This is a genomic window from Gammaproteobacteria bacterium, from assembly GCA_013214945.1.
GTDB lineage: Bacteria > Pseudomonadota > Gammaproteobacteria > Enterobacterales > Psychrobiaceae > Psychrobium.
On sequence record JABSRT010000002.1, the window covers coordinates 145,077 to 162,118 of the forward strand.

At 41.9% G+C, this 17,042-nt stretch carries 17 protein-coding genes; 10 read left to right on the forward strand and 7 right to left on the reverse strand.

Features of this window, described 5'->3' with window-relative positions; genetic code table 11:
• Window positions 1-89: 89 nt before the first annotated feature.
• The 5 genes from HRU23_01425 (at window position 90) to HRU23_01445 (ending at window position 4,107) form a co-directional block, all read left to right on the forward strand.
• Complete coding sequence (locus HRU23_01425) at window positions 90-623, forward strand: hypothetical protein (protein ID NRA52779.1); 534 nt, start codon at window positions 90-92, stop codon at window positions 621-623.
• A 4-nt stretch (window positions 624-627) separates the two neighbouring features.
• Window positions 628-1,218, forward strand: coding sequence for a redoxin family protein (locus HRU23_01430; GenBank protein ID NRA52780.1), 591 nt, complete (start codon window positions 628-630; stop codon window positions 1,216-1,218).
• Window positions 1,219-1,599: 381 nt separating this feature from the next.
• A complete protein-coding gene (gene msrB, locus HRU23_01435) occupies window positions 1,600-2,049 on the forward strand; it encodes a peptide-methionine (R)-S-oxide reductase MsrB (protein NRA52781.1) in 450 nt (149 codons plus the stop codon).
• Window positions 2,049-2,555, forward strand: coding sequence for a peptide-methionine (S)-S-oxide reductase MsrA (msrA, locus tag HRU23_01440; GenBank protein ID NRA52782.1), 507 nt, complete (start codon window positions 2,049-2,051; stop codon window positions 2,553-2,555). Before msrB ends, msrA begins: the two co-directional genes overlap by 1 nt.
• A 64-nt stretch (window positions 2,556-2,619) precedes the next feature.
• Window positions 2,620-4,107, forward strand: coding sequence for a YdiU family protein (locus tag HRU23_01445; GenBank protein NRA52783.1), 1,488 nt, complete (start codon window positions 2,620-2,622; stop codon window positions 4,105-4,107).
• Between the two features lie 61 nt (window positions 4,108-4,168).
• Here the strand turns inward: HRU23_01445 and HRU23_01450 are convergent, their stop codons facing one another.
• Together HRU23_01450 and HRU23_01455 are read right to left on the reverse strand one after the other, a co-directional pair.
• Window positions 4,169-5,074, reverse strand: coding sequence for an EamA family transporter (locus HRU23_01450; GenBank protein NRA52784.1), 906 nt, complete (start codon window positions 5,072-5,074; stop codon window positions 4,169-4,171).
• 133 nt (window positions 5,075-5,207) lie between these two features.
• Window positions 5,208-5,834, reverse strand: coding sequence for a helix-turn-helix transcriptional regulator (locus HRU23_01455; protein NRA52785.1), 627 nt, complete (start codon window positions 5,832-5,834; stop codon window positions 5,208-5,210).
• Between the two features lie 352 nt (window positions 5,835-6,186).
• On the opposite strand from HRU23_01455, the gene HRU23_01460 reads away from it, so the two are divergent.
• From HRU23_01460 to HRU23_01475, 4 genes are all read left to right on the forward strand, one after another.
• On the forward strand, window positions 6,187-6,900 hold the full coding sequence (locus tag HRU23_01460) for a hypothetical protein (GenBank protein NRA52786.1): 714 nt from the start codon (window positions 6,187-6,189) through the stop codon (window positions 6,898-6,900).
• Between the two features lie 61 nt (window positions 6,901-6,961).
• Entirely contained in the window at window positions 6,962-7,171 is a 210-nt protein-coding gene (locus HRU23_01465) for a hypothetical protein (GenBank protein NRA52787.1), read from the forward strand.
• Entirely contained in the window at window positions 7,168-8,079 is a 912-nt protein-coding gene (locus HRU23_01470) for an HprK-related kinase A (GenBank protein NRA52788.1), read from the forward strand. The genes HRU23_01465 and HRU23_01470 overlap by 4 nt, the downstream gene beginning before the upstream one ends.
• Before the next feature lie 23 nt (window positions 8,080-8,102).
• A complete protein-coding gene (locus tag HRU23_01475; GenBank protein NRA52789.1) occupies window positions 8,103-9,188 on the forward strand; it encodes a nucleotidyltransferase family protein in 1,086 nt (361 codons plus the stop codon).
• Between the two features lie 137 nt (window positions 9,189-9,325).
• Here HRU23_01475 and HRU23_01480 read toward each other — a convergent pair whose 3' ends face one another.
• From HRU23_01480 to metN, 3 genes are read right to left on the reverse strand one after another with little or no spacing between them, the layout of a single operon-like run.
• Complete coding sequence (locus HRU23_01480; protein ID NRA52790.1) at window positions 9,326-10,144, reverse strand: MetQ/NlpA family lipoprotein; 819 nt, start codon at window positions 10,142-10,144, stop codon at window positions 9,326-9,328.
• Between the two features lie 36 nt (window positions 10,145-10,180).
• A complete protein-coding gene (locus HRU23_01485; GenBank protein NRA52791.1) occupies window positions 10,181-10,867 on the reverse strand; it encodes an ABC transporter permease in 687 nt (228 codons plus the stop codon).
• The gene (gene metN, locus HRU23_01490) at window positions 10,857-11,891 is read right to left on the reverse strand and encodes a methionine ABC transporter ATP-binding protein MetN (protein ID NRA52792.1); all 1,035 of its coding nucleotides are present in this window, start codon (window positions 11,889-11,891) and stop codon (window positions 10,857-10,859) included. The genes HRU23_01485 and metN overlap by 11 nt, the downstream gene beginning before the upstream one ends.
• Before the next feature lie 734 nt (window positions 11,892-12,625).
• Here metN and HRU23_01495 point away from each other — a divergent pair.
• Window positions 12,626-15,463 carry a UvrD-helicase domain-containing protein gene (locus HRU23_01495; protein NRA52793.1) on the forward strand — a complete coding sequence of 946 codons (2,838 nt, stop codon included), beginning with the start codon at window positions 12,626-12,628 and terminating at the stop codon, window positions 15,461-15,463.
• A 137-nt stretch (window positions 15,464-15,600) separates the two neighbouring features.
• Here the strand turns inward: HRU23_01495 and fis are convergent, their stop codons facing one another.
• Both fis and dusB read right to left on the reverse strand, forming a co-directional pair.
• Window positions 15,601-15,909, reverse strand: coding sequence for a DNA-binding transcriptional regulator Fis (gene fis / locus HRU23_01500; GenBank protein NRA52794.1), 309 nt, complete (start codon window positions 15,907-15,909; stop codon window positions 15,601-15,603).
• A 17-nt stretch (window positions 15,910-15,926) separates the two neighbouring features.
• On the reverse strand, window positions 15,927-16,886 hold the full coding sequence (gene dusB / locus HRU23_01505; GenBank protein NRA52795.1) for a tRNA dihydrouridine synthase DusB: 960 nt from the start codon (window positions 16,884-16,886) through the stop codon (window positions 15,927-15,929).
• Between the last annotated feature and the right edge of the window lie 156 nt (window positions 16,887-17,042).

The window sequence follows — 17,042 nt, forward strand, 5'->3', positions numbered from 1 at the left end:
TGTTGTTTATTTGTTAAAAAATCTCGACATGGGGAAAAAACCTGTCAATATTTAGCACGACCGACCTAAATTCAAAATAAGGATGTCTTATGTCAGACTTAACCATAGAACTTGCGATCGTCTTATTTTTTTGCTGGCTTTTTTGCTCATCGGCATTTGAAAAATACCGCAATATTGAGGATTACATCAATATTGTTGGCCAATTCAACATACCTGGTATTGGTTATCAAAAACATTGGGTGTGGGTATTAATTACTGGTGAAGGATTAGCTGCGCTGTCGTTGATTATATCGACCAAGTACCCAGTTTTTTGCAGCTTAGCTGTGGCGATACTCTTACTCTATTTTTCGGTAATAGCCGCGAATTTACTCCAAAATAGAAGCGATCTGAAATGCGGTTGTTCGGGGGCTGCGAAGCAGCAAACCATTAGTAATATCCATTTATGGCGCTTAGCCATTCTGATTAGCATGTTGCTGTTAGTTGCAATTCCGGCTGCTACACGTGTGCTCAATTGGCTTGATATATTCACGGTGCTATCAAGTTCAGTAATTCTAGTTATGTTTTATTTGGCAAGTGATTTACTGATTGAAAATGACTACAAACTAAGAAAACTAAGGAACTAACAAAATGAATTCATTAATAATTTCTAATATTGTATTGTGGCTAGCCGTTGTCGGACTTAGTCTGGTTGTTTTTGCCTTAACGCGTCAAATTGGTGTTTTATATGAAAGAGTAGCGCCGGCAGGAGCTTTGGCGATGAGCCAAAAACTCAAGGTAGGAGATCTGGCGCCAACAATGGATTTAATGACCGTCACTAATCATCCGATTACCATTGCACCTAAAAATCCGACTAAGAGTCAGCTACTATTTTTTGTCGCACCTGGTTGTCCAATCTGTAAATCGTTATTTCCGATCTTAAAATCGAGTTATCGGGTTGAGAAGGATTGGCTTGATATTGTCTTGGCCAGTGATGGTGACGATCAAAAACAGTTAGCAATGATCGAGCAATATAAATTACAACAACTACCATTTGTATTGTCAAAAGAATTGGGACAGCAATACGCTGTGGCTAAATTACCCTTTGCTGTACTAATCGATCAACAGGGGAAAATAGCCAGTTTAGGATTGGTTAATAGCCGCGAGCATCTTGAAAGTTTGTTCGAAGCGAAGGAGCGTGGCGTAGCATCGTTGCAAGATTACTTGGCACAAAAGGCTTAATTAAGACCGAATTTTAGCTTTAATCATAATGCCATCCAAGGGGGAATGCTCCTTGGATTTTTGGCGTTGAGCTTTACACGTTGTAACAGCCAAAATAAAATAGACATCAATAACAGTCTCTCTAACGAGAGATCAATCACTTTACGCAGTTTGTATGCCCAGCATAACCCAAACCCCTCTCGTTATACATTGATTGAAAATTATTCTAACGTACCGCTAGTCACTAAAGGGTATAATAAATGCTTATCAGATTAGGCGCTTTGTGGTTGAATGGGCTGTTAAGTGGTGGAGTTTTGTTTATCCCTATCTTTGAGTTTAATTAACAGCAATACTCATCGTTTTATCATAAAATTCTAGCGATAAATATCTAAGGGGATATTGATGGCAAACTATCAAAAATCTGCCGAGGCCATTGCGGCACTTAGCGAAGAACAATACCGAGTCACCCAGCAAAGTGGCACTGAGCATCCTGGCACTGGCGAATATCTTCATACCAGTGAACCGGGGCTTTATGTTGATATCGTTTCAGGCGAGCCGTTGTTTGCGTCAGCCGACAAATTCGAATCTGGCTGCGGCTGGCCAAGTTTTACGAAAGCGGTTGATACGAGCTATGTTAACGAAGTAAGCGATGCCACTCATGGCATGGTGCGGGTTGAAGTGCGCTCAACTCATGGCGACAGTCACTTAGGCCATGTATTTAACGATGGCCCAAGCACCAGCGGTGGGCTGCGCTATTGCATCAATTCAGCGTCTTTGCGCTTTGTACCACGAGATGAAATGACCAACCAAGGTTATGGCGCTTATATTAATCAAGTAGAGGATTTAGGATAATGGCAAACGAACGGGCAGTATTAGCGGGTGGATGTTTTTGGGGCATGCAGGATCTTATTCGCAAGTTATCTGGCGTAACGGCGACGCGGGTTGGTTATACCGGTGGTGATGTCGCCAACGCGACCTACCGTGATCATGGCAGCCATGCCGAAGGCATTGAAATTTTATTTGATAATGAGATCATCAGTTATCGCAAAGTGTTAGAGTTTTTCTTTCAAATTCACGATCCAACCACCGAACTGCGTCAGGGCAATGATCTTGGTACGGCTTATCGTTCGGCTATTTATTATGTCGACGAGGCGCAGCGCCTTGAAGCACTTCGCACGATAGGCGACGTTAATGCCGCAGGAATTTGGCCGGGCAAGGTGGTGACTGAGCTTGAGTTAGTGAGTGATTTTTGGGAAGCCGAACCAGAGCATCAAGACTATCTTGAGCAGCGACCAGATGGCTATACTTGTCATTTCCCTCGCCCAGACTGGGTGTTACCAACGAGCGATAGCCAGTGATCTTGGTTGCTATAATACGCTTAACTCGTCAGTCATCAATTAATCATTTAGCGGAAGTAACAGCATGAGCGAAGTCCAAATTGAATCTGGATTAAACGTTGATAATAGTTATGCCGAGCAATTAACCGGCTTTTATGTGGAAGGGGCAGGTGAGAAAGCGCCAACTCCGCAGTTGGTAAAACTCAATAGTTCACTGGCTAAGCAGCTAGGCTTTGATCTTGCTAATTTGTCCGATCCTGATTTAGCCGCGATGCTATCGGGTGGCATCACGCCAGTGGGTGCTTGCCCGTTATCACAAGTTTATGCGGGTCATCAATTTGGCGGCTTTAGTCCGCAGTTAGGCGATGGTCGCGCGTTGTTATTAGCTGAAGTTATCGACACTCAAGGCCAGCGGCTTGATATTCACTTAAAAGGTTCAGGCCTGACGCCATTTTCACGTGGTGGTGACGGCAAGGCGGTATTAGGTCCCGTTTTACGTGAGTATATTCTCGCCGAGGCGATGCATGCCCTCAATATACCGACCACTCGAGCATTAGCGGCAGTAACAACTGGCGAGCAGATTATGCGTAGTGGTTTGTTGCCTGGTGCCGTTATCGCACGCGTCGCGAGCAGTCACATTAGAGTCGGCACTTTCCAGTTCTTTTCCGCCCGAGGCGAACAAGAACAAGTCAAAAAATTAGCCGACTATACAATAGCGCGCCACTTCCCACAGCTAAAAGGCACCAGTGATTGTTACTTGGGCTTATTACGGGCAGTGCTAGCAGTGCAAGTGACATTGATTGCCAAATGGATGGCGGTTGGTTTTGTTCACGGGGTAATGAATACCGACAATATGACGATTTGTGGTGAGACAATTGATTATGGCCCTTGTGCTTTTATCGACAATTATCACCCTGAAGCGCTCTTTAGTTCGATAGATCAGCAAGGGCGTTATGCTTACGGTAATCAGCCTGGCATTGCTCAATGGAATTTGGCTCGATTTGCCGAATGTTTATTGCCACTAATTGACGATGATATCGACGAGGCGGTTAAGCAAGCTTCAGAGGTCATTAATGGCTTTAGCGATTGTTATCAGCAGCAGTGGCTTGCGGGCATGCGCGGTAAACTAGGTTTAACTAGCCCCCAAGAAAACGACTTAACCTTAGTTAATGAGCTACTTGACATGATGGCGCAGCAGCAGGTTGATTTTACCCAACTATTTCGTGCGTTAGCCAAGGTCGTACTGGGCGATAATGATGCTGCGGTTAAGCTATTTAGCGATACTGAATCATTTATGCAATGGCAGGCACTCTGGTTGGCGCGTTTAACCGAGCAAGCTGACAGTAGCGATGTGATAGCAGCGGCGATGAATGCGCTAAATCCAATCTATATTCCTCGTAATCACCAGGTGGAAAAAGCGTTACAAGCTGCTGAAAATGATGGCGACTTTGCTCCTTTTGAACAGCTTATGACGGTATTGGCGCAGCCGTTTACACCGCGCCAAGGTTTAGAAGAGTATGAGTTAGCTGCCCCAGCTGAGTTCGGGCGTTATCGAACCTTTTGCGGGACTTAAGTAAGCTAAATTCCATCTCGTGCCATTAACATTGAATGAAAATTCCATTCGATGTTAATGGCTAGCTTTGGTCGCGGTAGTTAACCTGCGAGGTGCCATTGCCTGTTGCTGGTTTAGCGAACTTGGCTATTAGCTGACTTTTGTTGGCAATTAATGCCCCGAGCATAATCAAGCTTAAGGCAATTAAAATGTTGCTGGTCCAAGCATTGAAACCCGCTACAGATAAAGCAATCGATGAGATTAACGGCGCGCAAAAACTCAGTGATGCCAGTAAGGTTTTATTGCCCTGTTTTAGCCCTATATCCCATAAATAAAAGGCACCGCCAACGGGCCCAAGGCCAAGCAGCGCAATGCCAAACCATTGTGAATAACTGAACTGCCAGTTAGATGGTTCAAGTGCTAAATGCGCGATGAACGCCAATACCGACACCGCCAACGATAACCAACCAATGTCTTCAACTTCGTTATCAGACCTTGTTAAATACCACGAGTAACTCGACCAAATAATCGCACAGAAAATAGCTAACACATAACCTAACAAGTATTGCTGATTCAACGCTAAGCCACTGTCGCCGACTAAAATAAAGCAAATGCCAATAAAGCCGATGACGCTGCCGATCACTGCATTGAATAACGTTGCTTTTGAAGCGACAAATACCGCAAGCAACATTGGCCATAAATAGACTATTAGGCTCACTTCGATGGCGGGGGCCGATTTTAATGCCATAAAAAACAGAAAGTGAAAACCGAACAAACCCGTTATGCCAAACAGCCACTGCGTTATGGTTAATGTCGGTTTTCTAAATAATGGCTGTCGCGTGACTAGGCGTTTGATAACAACAATTAGGGCTGACACTAAAAAGCACAGCGATAATAATTGAAAAGCTGGGATTTCAGTAGTCGCTGTGCCCAAAAGGGCTAGCGACCCCCACATTGTAATTGCCAGTAAACCATAGAAGGTGGCCATAATATTAGTCCGTTGTTGTAATGTAGGCCAATATTGTAACAAGCTTAATACTCTAAATGTATGCTATAAGGACGCAATTGTAGGCAGGTAAGACGCAGTTGTTTGATTTGATTTCTGGTTGATTACTTTAAGATTATCGTAAAAAGGCGCTGGGAGAACGACCAAAATAAGCCTTAAATTTTCGACTAAAAGCTGAAGGGTTAGTAGAGCCAATGGCTAAAGCAATTTGTTGAATGGGTAAATCTGAGTGGCTTAGCAATGCTTTCGCTTTTTCCATTTTACATTGGTTAATGTAGCTTAAGGTTGTTTGGCCTGTGCTTTGTTTGAATATTTTTTTGTATTGGGTGGTACTTAAGCAAGCTAATTTGGCTAATTGCTCAATCGAATAAACTTGGCTCAAATCTGATGTGATCAGATCAATGACTTTTTCTATTCGACGGTCAATGCGAGACAAGCACGTTTGCTGAGCGAGCAGTTGATAAAAAAGATCAAACAGACTCGATTCAAGTCGATCATTAACTTGATGGGCTAATTGCTGAGCAACAAATTGAATATAAGCCATCAGTGGCGCCGAGATTGATATTTTTTGATGATTGAATTTATCAATGTTGTCGGGTAACTCGGTCATATCTGCGACTAAAAAACTTGCCGTTTCAGTGGCTCTAAATTGATGGACTTGACCCGCTTTAATGATCACGCAGTCGCCAAGGCAGATTAGTCCAGCGTAATCACCGACCCTAATATCAATCGAACCGTGCATAGGCAGCACTAGTTGGTGATACAGATGGCTATGACAGCTGACATTATTAGTATAAGAACGAATGGAGAGTTGGTTGTGTTTGATCACGTTAATCCTGCTGTTATTGCTCTTTAATTTAGGCGCCAGATGAATATTTAGTTAGCAGTAATAGCTTAACTCGTTTATAGCTTGTTATACAGACCATCTCGATTGGCTCGTTTTATCCAGAGCAGGGATATACTTACACTGGATAAATAAGCGCAGGTGGGTAATAAGTAAAGTTTAGTCAAAAATAGGACAATTTTAATGAGAAATCTTGTCAGATTTAACATAGCGAGCTACACTTTTTTTATTCATCTAAAAAGGATCTCTGATGCTTAATACGGACCCCGGCAAGTCTAGTGACGAAAACTTGCGAACTTCAAGCACCATTAATAGTAATAATGCCCCCTCCTGTAAGGCTCAAGTTAGTCGTCGCTCTTTTTTGATCAAAGGTGTAGTAACAGCTCCAATATTAGCGAGTTTCGTCAATAAACCGCTATGGGCAGCTGATGATAATTGCATTAACTCTGGCAGTATGTCTGGTAACTTATCTAACCATAATTGTGCCGCGGTTGCGCGTAGTGCCAGCTGGTGGGCCGATGCATCGGACTCATTATGGAATGGTATAGAATTTAATAGTGCAACTTTACTGCCTTCAAGTAAATTTTATCAAGTGATCCAGACAGCACCGTTAAAGCTCAGCGCCAATAACAAATACCATGAAAAAATTAGTGGTGTGTTTGTTTTTCAAAGTTTAGATACTGATAGCAATAAATTATCTCTACGCGATGTTTTAAGAAACGGTCCACAGGTTGATCGAGAGTTACTAGCAGCGTTACTCAATATTGGTCATCCTGGGATCGCTTATGACGGCTACGCAGATCCATTACTTTTGATCCGTGACTATCAGGATGTTAAAGATAATTATCTGATGAGTTTGAATTCTGGTGCCTCGCAAGCGATTTTAAATGGGATGTTTGATACTTTTGCTGCAAGTTTAGCTAATATAAATCGAGATTATGACAATTTACCCGGCGTGCCATAAGCACTTGAAGTTTCGGCCTGATATTGCAATGCTCTATCATAGCTTTGATGATGGAGTGGTTTTGTTTGATCCGGACTCTTCAAACACGACGCTTTATCACACCATTGTATTGTGGTTAATTGAGCTAACGGCAACAGATGAGTTTGAGTATGAGCAGGTGCTTAATCGTCTGATTGATGATTATAAAAACGACGACCCGATGGAACTGTCGCAACTATTGGACCGTACATTAAACTCACTAATGAAGTTAGGATTTGTTCAAAGGATTTGACTCTGATTTTATCAACATATAGCAAAAAGGAATTTTGCCGGCTGGTTAAAACGACCGGACTCAATATTAAAATTGGGCCGTTTAATATCAAGCTGACTTCCAATGTTCCGACATTTCTGGACAACTTCTATTTCCTCTATAGCGACTGCGTTATAGTGGGTGATGATCAATACATCGATTTTCATATCTGCCTTAAGCCGCCGAGCATTTTTCGGCGCTGGTATCGGCCGCAAGTTAATTTTTTTATAAATGAATTTCGTCCCTTTAAACCCTTACCTATCGACCAAACCATGGCTTTTTTTGAATGGGGCTTAAATTGGACGATTGCCCAGCAAGCATTGCAATATCTTATTATTCACTCTGCGGTTGTTGAAAAAGAGGGTAAAGCGATTATTTTACCTGGTATGCCTGGAGCAGGTAAAAGCACGCTTTGTGCGGCATTGGTTCATCATGGTTGGCGTTTGTTGTCAGACGAGCAGGCGTTGATTAGCCAAGACGCTACTGAAATTGTTCCGCTTGCTCGACCAATTAATCTCAAAAACCAATCAATAGAAGTGATTAAAGAGTTTTGTCCTGATGCAAAATTTGGCCAAGTGTTTGCACAAACCTCCAAAGGTGATATTTGCCATGTAAAACCACCGGTAAGCGCTATCGAGCAAATAGCGGTTAATGCCCAGCCATTTGCAATCGTATTTCCGAGTTACGAGCACGGGCTGGATCAAACTAAGTTGACAACAATGGCTAAAGGGGAGACCTTAATTGAACTTATTAACCATTGCTTTAATTATACGATCCTTGGTCTTGATGGTTTCAAACGCTTAAGTACTTTGGTTGAAAATAGTCAGTGTTTTAGTTTGTCCTACTCGGACTTAAACAGTGCTATTTCGACACTTGACGAGTTGTACTAATGTTATTAGCTGGAATATTTAAGATGGAAAAGTCAATTTTAAATCGGCTATTGCAAACGCCAATTATAGCTCAGTCATTTTCGGATCCTCAGTGGGATCTGTGTTTGCGTCAAGCACAGGCAGCAAACTTATTAGGGCGATTGAATTTTCTGCTGCAACAACACGATAATTTACAATACCTGCCGCAGCGGGCGTTAAATCACCTTGCCGCCGCTGTGCTGCGCAGCAATAAACAGCACCAAGACATCAGGGCCGAAGCTAAACGATTGTCGAGTCACTTATCTGAGCACGGCCTTGAAATAACCTTTTTAAAGGGCGCTGCTTATGTATTAACGGGCATTGCCAGTCAAGGGCGGATATGTTCAGACATTGATATATTGGTTAAAAAATCTCAATTAAGCCAAGTGGAGCGGCGGTTAGAAGATGTCGGTTGGGCCCCTGAAGCGGTTAGTGATTATGATAAAAAATATTACCGACAGTGGATGCACGAAATTCCGCCGATGATCCATTTGGGTCGGCAGACTATTTTAGATGTCCATCATAATATCGTGCCATTAACGGCGAAAAAATTACCCAATGCCCACCAATTATTAGAAAGCCGCTGTGCTACCGATGATCAACAAGCACATTATGTGTTATCTCCGATGGATATGATTTTACACAGTGCTGTTCATCTGTTTTCTGAAGGGGAACTTGATAAAGGGTTAAGAGATTTAACCGATTTGGATTTATTATTTAAGTACTACTTTGATGATCCTGGCTTAGATCATTACCGCAGCAAGCAGCTGTTTGCGCGAGCCCAGCAGCTCAATCTTGAAACCAGTTTGTGTTATGCGCTGCGATATTGTCATCAAGTACTTAAAACCGAGTTGCCTGCACACTCTTTAATACAAAACCCGAATAATCCGGTTAAATTATTGATACTCGATTATTGCTATCAACATACCTTAGTGCCTTACCATAGTAGTTGCCAAGGATTGCACTTTGAGCTGGCCTGTTTAATTTTGTATTTGCGTAGCCACATCAAAAAAATGCCTTTGAAATTACTACTGCCTCACCTCTCGATTAAATGGTGGCAACGCGCAAAAAAACTATTTGTAGTAACTTAATTTTTAACAAGAATTCAGGTTACTTAAGCTTCATCCAGATGACTTAAAATAAAAAAAGGTACTAAGCAATGCTTAATACCTTTTTATCAGGAGCTTTTAATTAGGATCGTTAACAGAACCTTTAATTAAAGAAAGGATTACCAGCCTTTAACTATGCCACCCTTGAACGTTTTAAAAGCAGCGTTATAAACTTCTTCAGTTTGGTAAGCCTTAACAAAGTTTTGAACGTTTTGTGCTTGCACGTTATCGCTACGAGCAACGACTAAGTTAACAAATGGTGAGTCTTTGTCTTCAACAAATAAACCATCTTTAGCAGGCGTTAAATCGATAGCGCTTGCGAACGTCGTATTAATCACAGCCAGCGCAACATCGTCTAATGAACGGGGTAACTGTGCCGGTTCTAATTCAATGATTTTAAGATTCTTTTCACTGCTAACAATATCAAGCACGGTTGAATTAAGACCCGTACCTTCTTTAAGCGTGATTAGGCCTTGTCTCTCTAGCAACACTAATGAACGACCAAGGCTGCTTGGCACGCTTGATAACGCAATTAGGTCGCCATCTTTAAGTTCGTCTAATGTTTTAATCTTGTTTGAGTAACCCGCGATTGGGTAAACCAACGTGTTACCGGCAATAGCAAACTTATAACCGCGGTCAGCTATTTGCTGATCAAGATATGGCTTGTGTTGGAATGCATTGGCGTCAATAGAGCCTTCATCTAGTGCTGCGTTAGGCGTGATGTAATCAGAAAAAGTCACTAGCGTAACCTCTAAGCCATACTTCTCTTTAGCAACTTTAGCCGCAATTTCAGCAACCTGAGCTTCTGAACCAGCCATAACGCCAATAGTTACTTTGTTATTATCTACCACAGCGGCTTCTTGCTCGCCACAACCGACTAAGGCGATAGTTGATGCTAAACCTAAAGCGGTTAAGACTTTTTTTAGATTAAATTTCATGGTCTTTCCTTTAATAAAAATAATAATAAAAATATATTAGCGGTGATCAACACGTTTAACGAGGTGATCACCTATTGATTGAATCAGTTGCACCAACACCACTAAAATAACGACGGTGATCATCATCACTGTGCTATCAAAGCGTTGGTAACCATAACGAATGCCAACATCACCTAAACCGCCACCACCTACAGTGCCCGCCATTGCCGAGTATCCCACTAAGGTAACGAGGGTGATGGTAACTGCATTGATAATGCCCGGTAGTGCTTCTGGCAACATAACCTTGGTAATGATTTGATGTGGTTTTGCGCCCATTGCTTGGGCCGCTTCAACTAAACCTGAAGGTATCTCTAATAATGCGCCTTCTACTAATCGCGCAATAAATGGAATAGCTCCAATGGTCAGCGGCACAATGGCTGCGGCGGTACCAATTGAGGTGCCGACCAAAAAGCGAGTTAGCGGAATGAGCACCACTAACAAAATAATAAACGGGATCGAGCGCCCGACATTAACCACCATGCCAATGGATTTATTAAGCGCGATATTCTCCATCAAACCATTTTTCTTACTGATGTGTAATAACACACCAAGTGGAATGCCAAAAACAAAACCAAGTAAACCAGAGACGATTACCATGGTGAGTGTTTGGCCTAGTGAGTCGACTAGCAGTTCGATTAAACGAGTATTTTCTGTCCACCAAGTGGCCACAGCATTAAGCGACATAACCAAGCACCTCTACTTCTACTTTTTGATCTTTCAAATAATTAATTGATTGGGTAACGGCTGCTGGAGTACCGATAAATTCGGCTAACATTAAGCCAAATTTAACGCCGCCAACATAGTCCATGTTTGAGTTGAGAATGCTAACATCGATATTAAACTCGCGAGCAATATGGCTAATGATTGGTGCATCGACCGAAGCGCCAGTAAACTCTAACCGAATCAGTGGGTAGCTGTTGGCGACTTGAGTCTTTTGCAGCAATGCCTGATAATCTTCTGGGATCGAAAGATCTAAGGTCGAGCGAATAAACTCACGGGCAAGATCCGTTTTAGGATGAGCAAAAATATCGCCCACTTTACCTTGTTCAACCAGCTTGCCATCACCAATAATCGCCACTTCTTGACAGATGCCTTTGACGACAGCCATTTCGTGGGTAATTAATAAAATGGTGAGGTTTAACTCTTTATTAATTTTACGTAATAATTTTAAAATCGACTGAGTGGTTGCTGGATCAAGTGCGCTAGTCGCCTCATCACATAATAATACTTTGGGATCTGACGCTAATGCTCGAGCAATTGCTACGCGCTGCTTTTGACCACCACTTAAGTTGGCTGGATAAGTATTACGCTTGTCGGTAATGCCAACTAAAGCGAGTAAACTTTCTACTTTGGCTTTTATCACTGGTTTAGTGATACCTGCTAACTCTAACGGCAGGGCTATATTGTCAAAGACCGTACGAGAGGACAGTAGATTAAAATGCTGGAAGATCATCCCAATTTTACGGCGAGTTAAGGTTAACTCCTGCTTCGACAGTGTCGTTAAATCAATACCGTCAACTATGATGCTGCCATTGGTTGGCCGCTCAAGCAGATTAACACAGCGAATAAGGGTACTTTTACCGGCACCAGATGCGCCAATAACACCAAAGATAGTGCCTTGAGCTATGGTCAGGTTTATATCACAAAGTGCATTAATCGCTTTGTCACCTTGATAAAATACCTTGTTAACATTGTTTATTTCTATCATCGAACTTCCTGAAATTAAATATGAGTTACGCAATTATCTGCTACCGGGAATAACAACACCGTGCTGACTACTACGTAACAATAGTTGGATGGTAAGACATCTAGACGGCCAAATCAATCACTAATTATATTCTATTTGCTATAAGTTAGATTTTTGGGATGCAGTGGGTGTTATTGGTTTAATTTCGTACAAACATTAGCGGGCTTCAATTGTTTTTTTTCGGTGTCATTATCGAGGTAATACAGCGCTATTTTTTACTCTTCATCGACGTCGTCGGACAATCGTTTACCAAAGAAATCGTTCGAGCTGTTGTCATGAGGGTTGGTTAGTCAGGAAGTTCGTTATTGCTTAAAGAATAAACAAGTGAATAAATGATTTTTCTCGCTGTTTTTTGCTGGGGCTAATTTAGCTTGTTTTTGTGCGCATCCGTCGTGTTTTTGTTTGTAATGTTTAGGGTTTTAAATTATTTTAATCGTTATACAAGGTGTTAGAGCTTTACACTGTTCATAAGGTCTTTTTGAGTCTATTTTCAAAAGTAGCTAACTAATTCGGTGATGTTCCAACTACCATATAATGTTAGATAAGGAAGCTGCTGCCATGATCGTTGAAAGACTAAAAAAATACTAATAAAAAACAGATTAAGGTTAAAGATTAAGGTTAAAGATTAAGGTTAAATATTGAGTACTCAGACAGTTAAAAATAGTTGGTTTGGTCATTTACGAGACTTAGTGTGTATGGGGTCGACCACACTCACTGTGACACCTGATGGCATGCAGTGGTCAGATGCTAAAAACAGCAACACATTTATGTGGTCGCAATTAAAAAGTCCACCCACTTTTACCATGGGCTGGTTGGGTAGCAAGCTGGTATTTATCGTCGACGGTAAAGAATATAGAAAATATTATCTCAGCTATAGCGCAAAACAGGCATTCGAATCAGCAACAGCTACGCAGTGGGTCAATGCTAATCAAAGCAGCCTAATAGAGTTTATTGGCAAGATCGAACGTTTAGTCAGCCGTCGTTATTTACGCCAGTCATACCTGCATTCAATTAAACAATCTGCTGCCAATGAATGCGAGCGCTGGTTACCTTGGGCCCAAACGACCGGTTTAAGTACTGAGTTACGAGGCGCGCTTAATAAGCTAATCACCATTGACCAGTGGCAGAGCCAATCGGTAAGCGATGTTCAAGCGGCTTATGTCCGTGAGCAACTCAATAATTATCAGCATTTCTTCGATACGGTTGAGGCTAATCCGTTAACCCAGAAACAACGTGAAGCTTGTGTTATCGACGATGATAACAATCTGTTACTTGCGGGGGCAGGAACCGGTAAAACAAGCGTAATGGTAGGGCGGGCAGGTTATTTACTTGCAAGCAACCAAGCTGCTCCTTGTGATATTTTATTATTGGCCTATGGTAAAAATGCGGCCAAGGAGATGGATCAGCGGATTAAAGACAAACTCGATAATGATCGGATTAAGGCAAGTACTTTTCATGGTTTAGGCATGAAAGTGATAAGTTCGGTTGAAGGCGTTAAACCGAGTTTATCGCCATGGGTTAATGATCCGAAAGCCAAAGATAAGTGGGTCCAAAACACCCTTGAATCTTTGATGACAGCGGCTGATTATCGGCACAAGTTATTAGAGTATTTCGTTAAGTATTATTACGTCGAGAAAAGTGACTATGAATTTGAATCGATGGGGCACTATTTAGATTACTTGAGCGCTAACGATATTCGATCACTTAAAGGCGATTTAGTGAAGAGCTTTGGTGAACTGTACATTGCCAATTGGTTATTTAGCATGGGCATCGAATACCAATACGAAGCACGTTATCAGCATAAAGTAAGTTGTTTAGACTTTATGCAATATCAGCCCGACTTTTATTTACCAGAATATGATATTTATATTGAATATTATGGTATTGATGAAGTAGGCAATACCGCGCCATATATTGATAAAGAACAATATCACGCGGCAATGCAGTGGAAGCGTAGTATTCATCAGCAGCATCAAACGACTCTAGTAGAGTTATTCTACTATCAACATCGCGATGAAACCTTACTCGATATACTTGCGCAACAGCTAGCATCACTCGATGTAAAAAGTGTGCCGCTACCCGATGAGGCAATGTTAGCAACCTTAAATGAGTTAGGTCGAGTGACCGAACTAGCTAAGTTGTTTTCACAATTAATTGGCTTATATAAATCAGCCTGTTTAGATCAAAATGGCTTAGAAACAGCTATCGCTAATTCAGCCGATGCCAAGCAAACGAACAAAGCATTTGAGTTGTTACAACCCGTGTTAGAACGATACCAGACCTTATTAGTTAAGCATGATTATATTGATTTTGAAGACATGATTGCTAAAGCCTTAACCTATATTGAACAAGGCAAGTTCAGCTCACCATGGCGTTATATTATGGTTGATGAATTTCAGGATATATCGGAACCTAGGGCTAGGCTTGTTCGTGCGTTACGAGATAGTAACGTCGGCTCATCGCTATTTTGTGTCGGCGATGATTGGCAGGCTATTTATCGATTTAGTGGTGCCGATGTTGGATTAACCACCGGTTTTACCCAATATTTTGGACCAACGACCACGTCCGTTTTAGATAAAACCTTTCGCTTTAATAATAGCATTGGCGATGTTTCCAGTAAGTTTGTGACCCAAAACCCGGTGCAGCTAACCAAAACGATTACCTCAGAAGCACAAATAAGCCAGCCTGCTGTTTCAATTGTTAGGTCCAATGCTGTTTCAATTGCAGACGCAAGCGCGTTACAGCAAGTGTTAGCGGCTATTTCTGACAAGGTGTCCGACAGCGCAACCGTTTATTTATTAGCGCGCTTTTGGTTTCATTTACCGGACCAACAACAAGAACGGCAATTAAATAGCTTGTTTCCTAAGCTGAAAATTAAGGGTCTTTCTATTCATACCTCTAAAGGCAATGAAGCTGATTATGTCGTGTTAATGGGCATGGTTAAAGGTAAGCAAGGCTTCCCGTCAGCCAAGGTTACACCGCCCTTGTTAGATGCATTACTGCCAGCCGTTGAGGCCTATGCTTATGCTGAAGAGCGTCGTTTATTCTATGTTGCACTAACCAGAGCGCGTCATCGTGTTTATGTGTTGGCTGATATGACGGTGTGTAGTGAATTTGTCACTGAGTTAATTGATAACGAATATGAGGTTGAGCTTGATGAATTTGCAACATCGTTTGTTCAACGCTTAATGAAAGAGATTAAATGTATGCGCTGCCGTAGCGGCTCGTTAGTCGAGCGGTTAAGTAAGTTTGGCGTTTTCTACTCGTGTTCTAATTATCCACGATGCAAACACAAAGAAAAGGGCTGCTCAAGCTGCGCTAGCCCGATGACCAGAGAGCAAGTGACTGGGTTTAAAGTGTGCTTGAGCGATCAATGTAATAATTTCACGCCCTTGTGTGATATTTGCGGCGGAGAAATGGCTTTGCGTAAGGGGCCCCGCGGTGAATTTTGGGGCTGTCGTAATTATCGCGCTAAAGAAAAACCAAGTTGTGGCCATACTAAACAGCGAGATGAAATAGTATTGCCTGTGTAGCGCTACAGCAGATGCATAACAAATACGATGTGCACGTTGTTACGACGTGCATAAATTTAACGTTTTGATAGCCACAAAAAAAGCCCAATCAACTTTCATTGATTGGGCTTTGCTTTGAACACGTTACTAAGCGTTGCTTAGTTCATGCCGTATTTTTTAAGCTTCTTACGTAAAGTACCACGGTTGATACCTAGTAAGTTTGCTGCGCGAGTCTGGTTGCCACGAGTAAACTGCATAGTTAGGTCAAGTAGTGGACGTTCCATTTCACATAAAACCATTTCGTAAACTTCAGTTGGCTCTTCACCATCTAATTGAGCAAAAAAGTTACTTACCGCACGTTTTACTGAGTCACGTAGTAATTGTGGCTTAACGGTACCATTAGCAAGTTGAATAGGATCAATTGATAGTGGAGTTTCAGTGGTAGTTGTAGGAGTTTGATCAAACATGTAAATTTGCTCTTCTGTTAAATATTGTCGGTGAAAAATTTATCTAAGACGACAAGCTGCTCGCTTGCCGTTTCTATTTTAAATAACTCTTGACGTAAATCACTACGTCGCTCCTTGAGATACCAGCCAATGTGCTTTCGTGCTATTCGCACCCCTAAAAAATCACCATAAAACTGGTGAAGGGCTTGCACATGGTCAAGTAATGTCTCACGAACTTCAGTAGTAGTAACTGGAGTAAGCTTGTTTCCTGTTGTTAAAAAATGATTAATCTGTTGGAACAACCAAGGGTTACCTTGAGCTCCTCGACCAATCATAATAGCGTCGGCACCTGTGTAGTCTAAGACGTCACGGGCTTTTTCCGGGCTAGTAATATCGCCATTGGCAACCACAGGTATTGAAATCGCCTGTTTAATTGCTTTAATGGTGTCAAACTCAGCAAAACCTTTATACATACAAGCTTTGGTTCTGCCGTGTACTGCAAGGGATGCAATGCCAGCATCTTGTGCTAGCTGCGCAATAGCAATGCCATTACGATTATTGGTATCCCAACCAGTGCGAATTTTTAAGGTTACCGGTACATTTACGGCGTTAACCACGCTATCGAGAATCTCTTTAACTAATTCTGGATATTGCAGTAAAGCTGATCCCGCTAACTTCTTATTGACCTTTTTAGCTGGACAACCCATATTAATATCGATTATCTGCGCGCCTTGTTCAACGTTGAACTGAGCAGCGAAAGCCATTTCCTGAGGATCCGAACCTGCAATCTGAACGCTACGAACACCCGCTTTATCGGTGTGGCTCATTCGCTGCATTGATTTGCTGCTTTGCCATACCTTAGGGTTCGACGAACACATTTCAGAGACCGTCATGCCGGCGCCAAGTTTAAAACACAACTCGCGAAACGGTTTATCAGTAATTCCGGCCATTGGGGCTAAAATGAGCGGATTGGCTAATTGGTACTGACCAATCTTCATACGGGTAACATCTCTACGTCTTCAGGGCTGCGTATACTACGCATTTTTAATGGATTAAGAAAGCTCAATATTTAAACGAAAAGTAATTATTTATCTTGACAGTGAAAAAGTGTGATACCGATACAAAAAATAAGAAGTTTTAACCAGAGCTAGGCC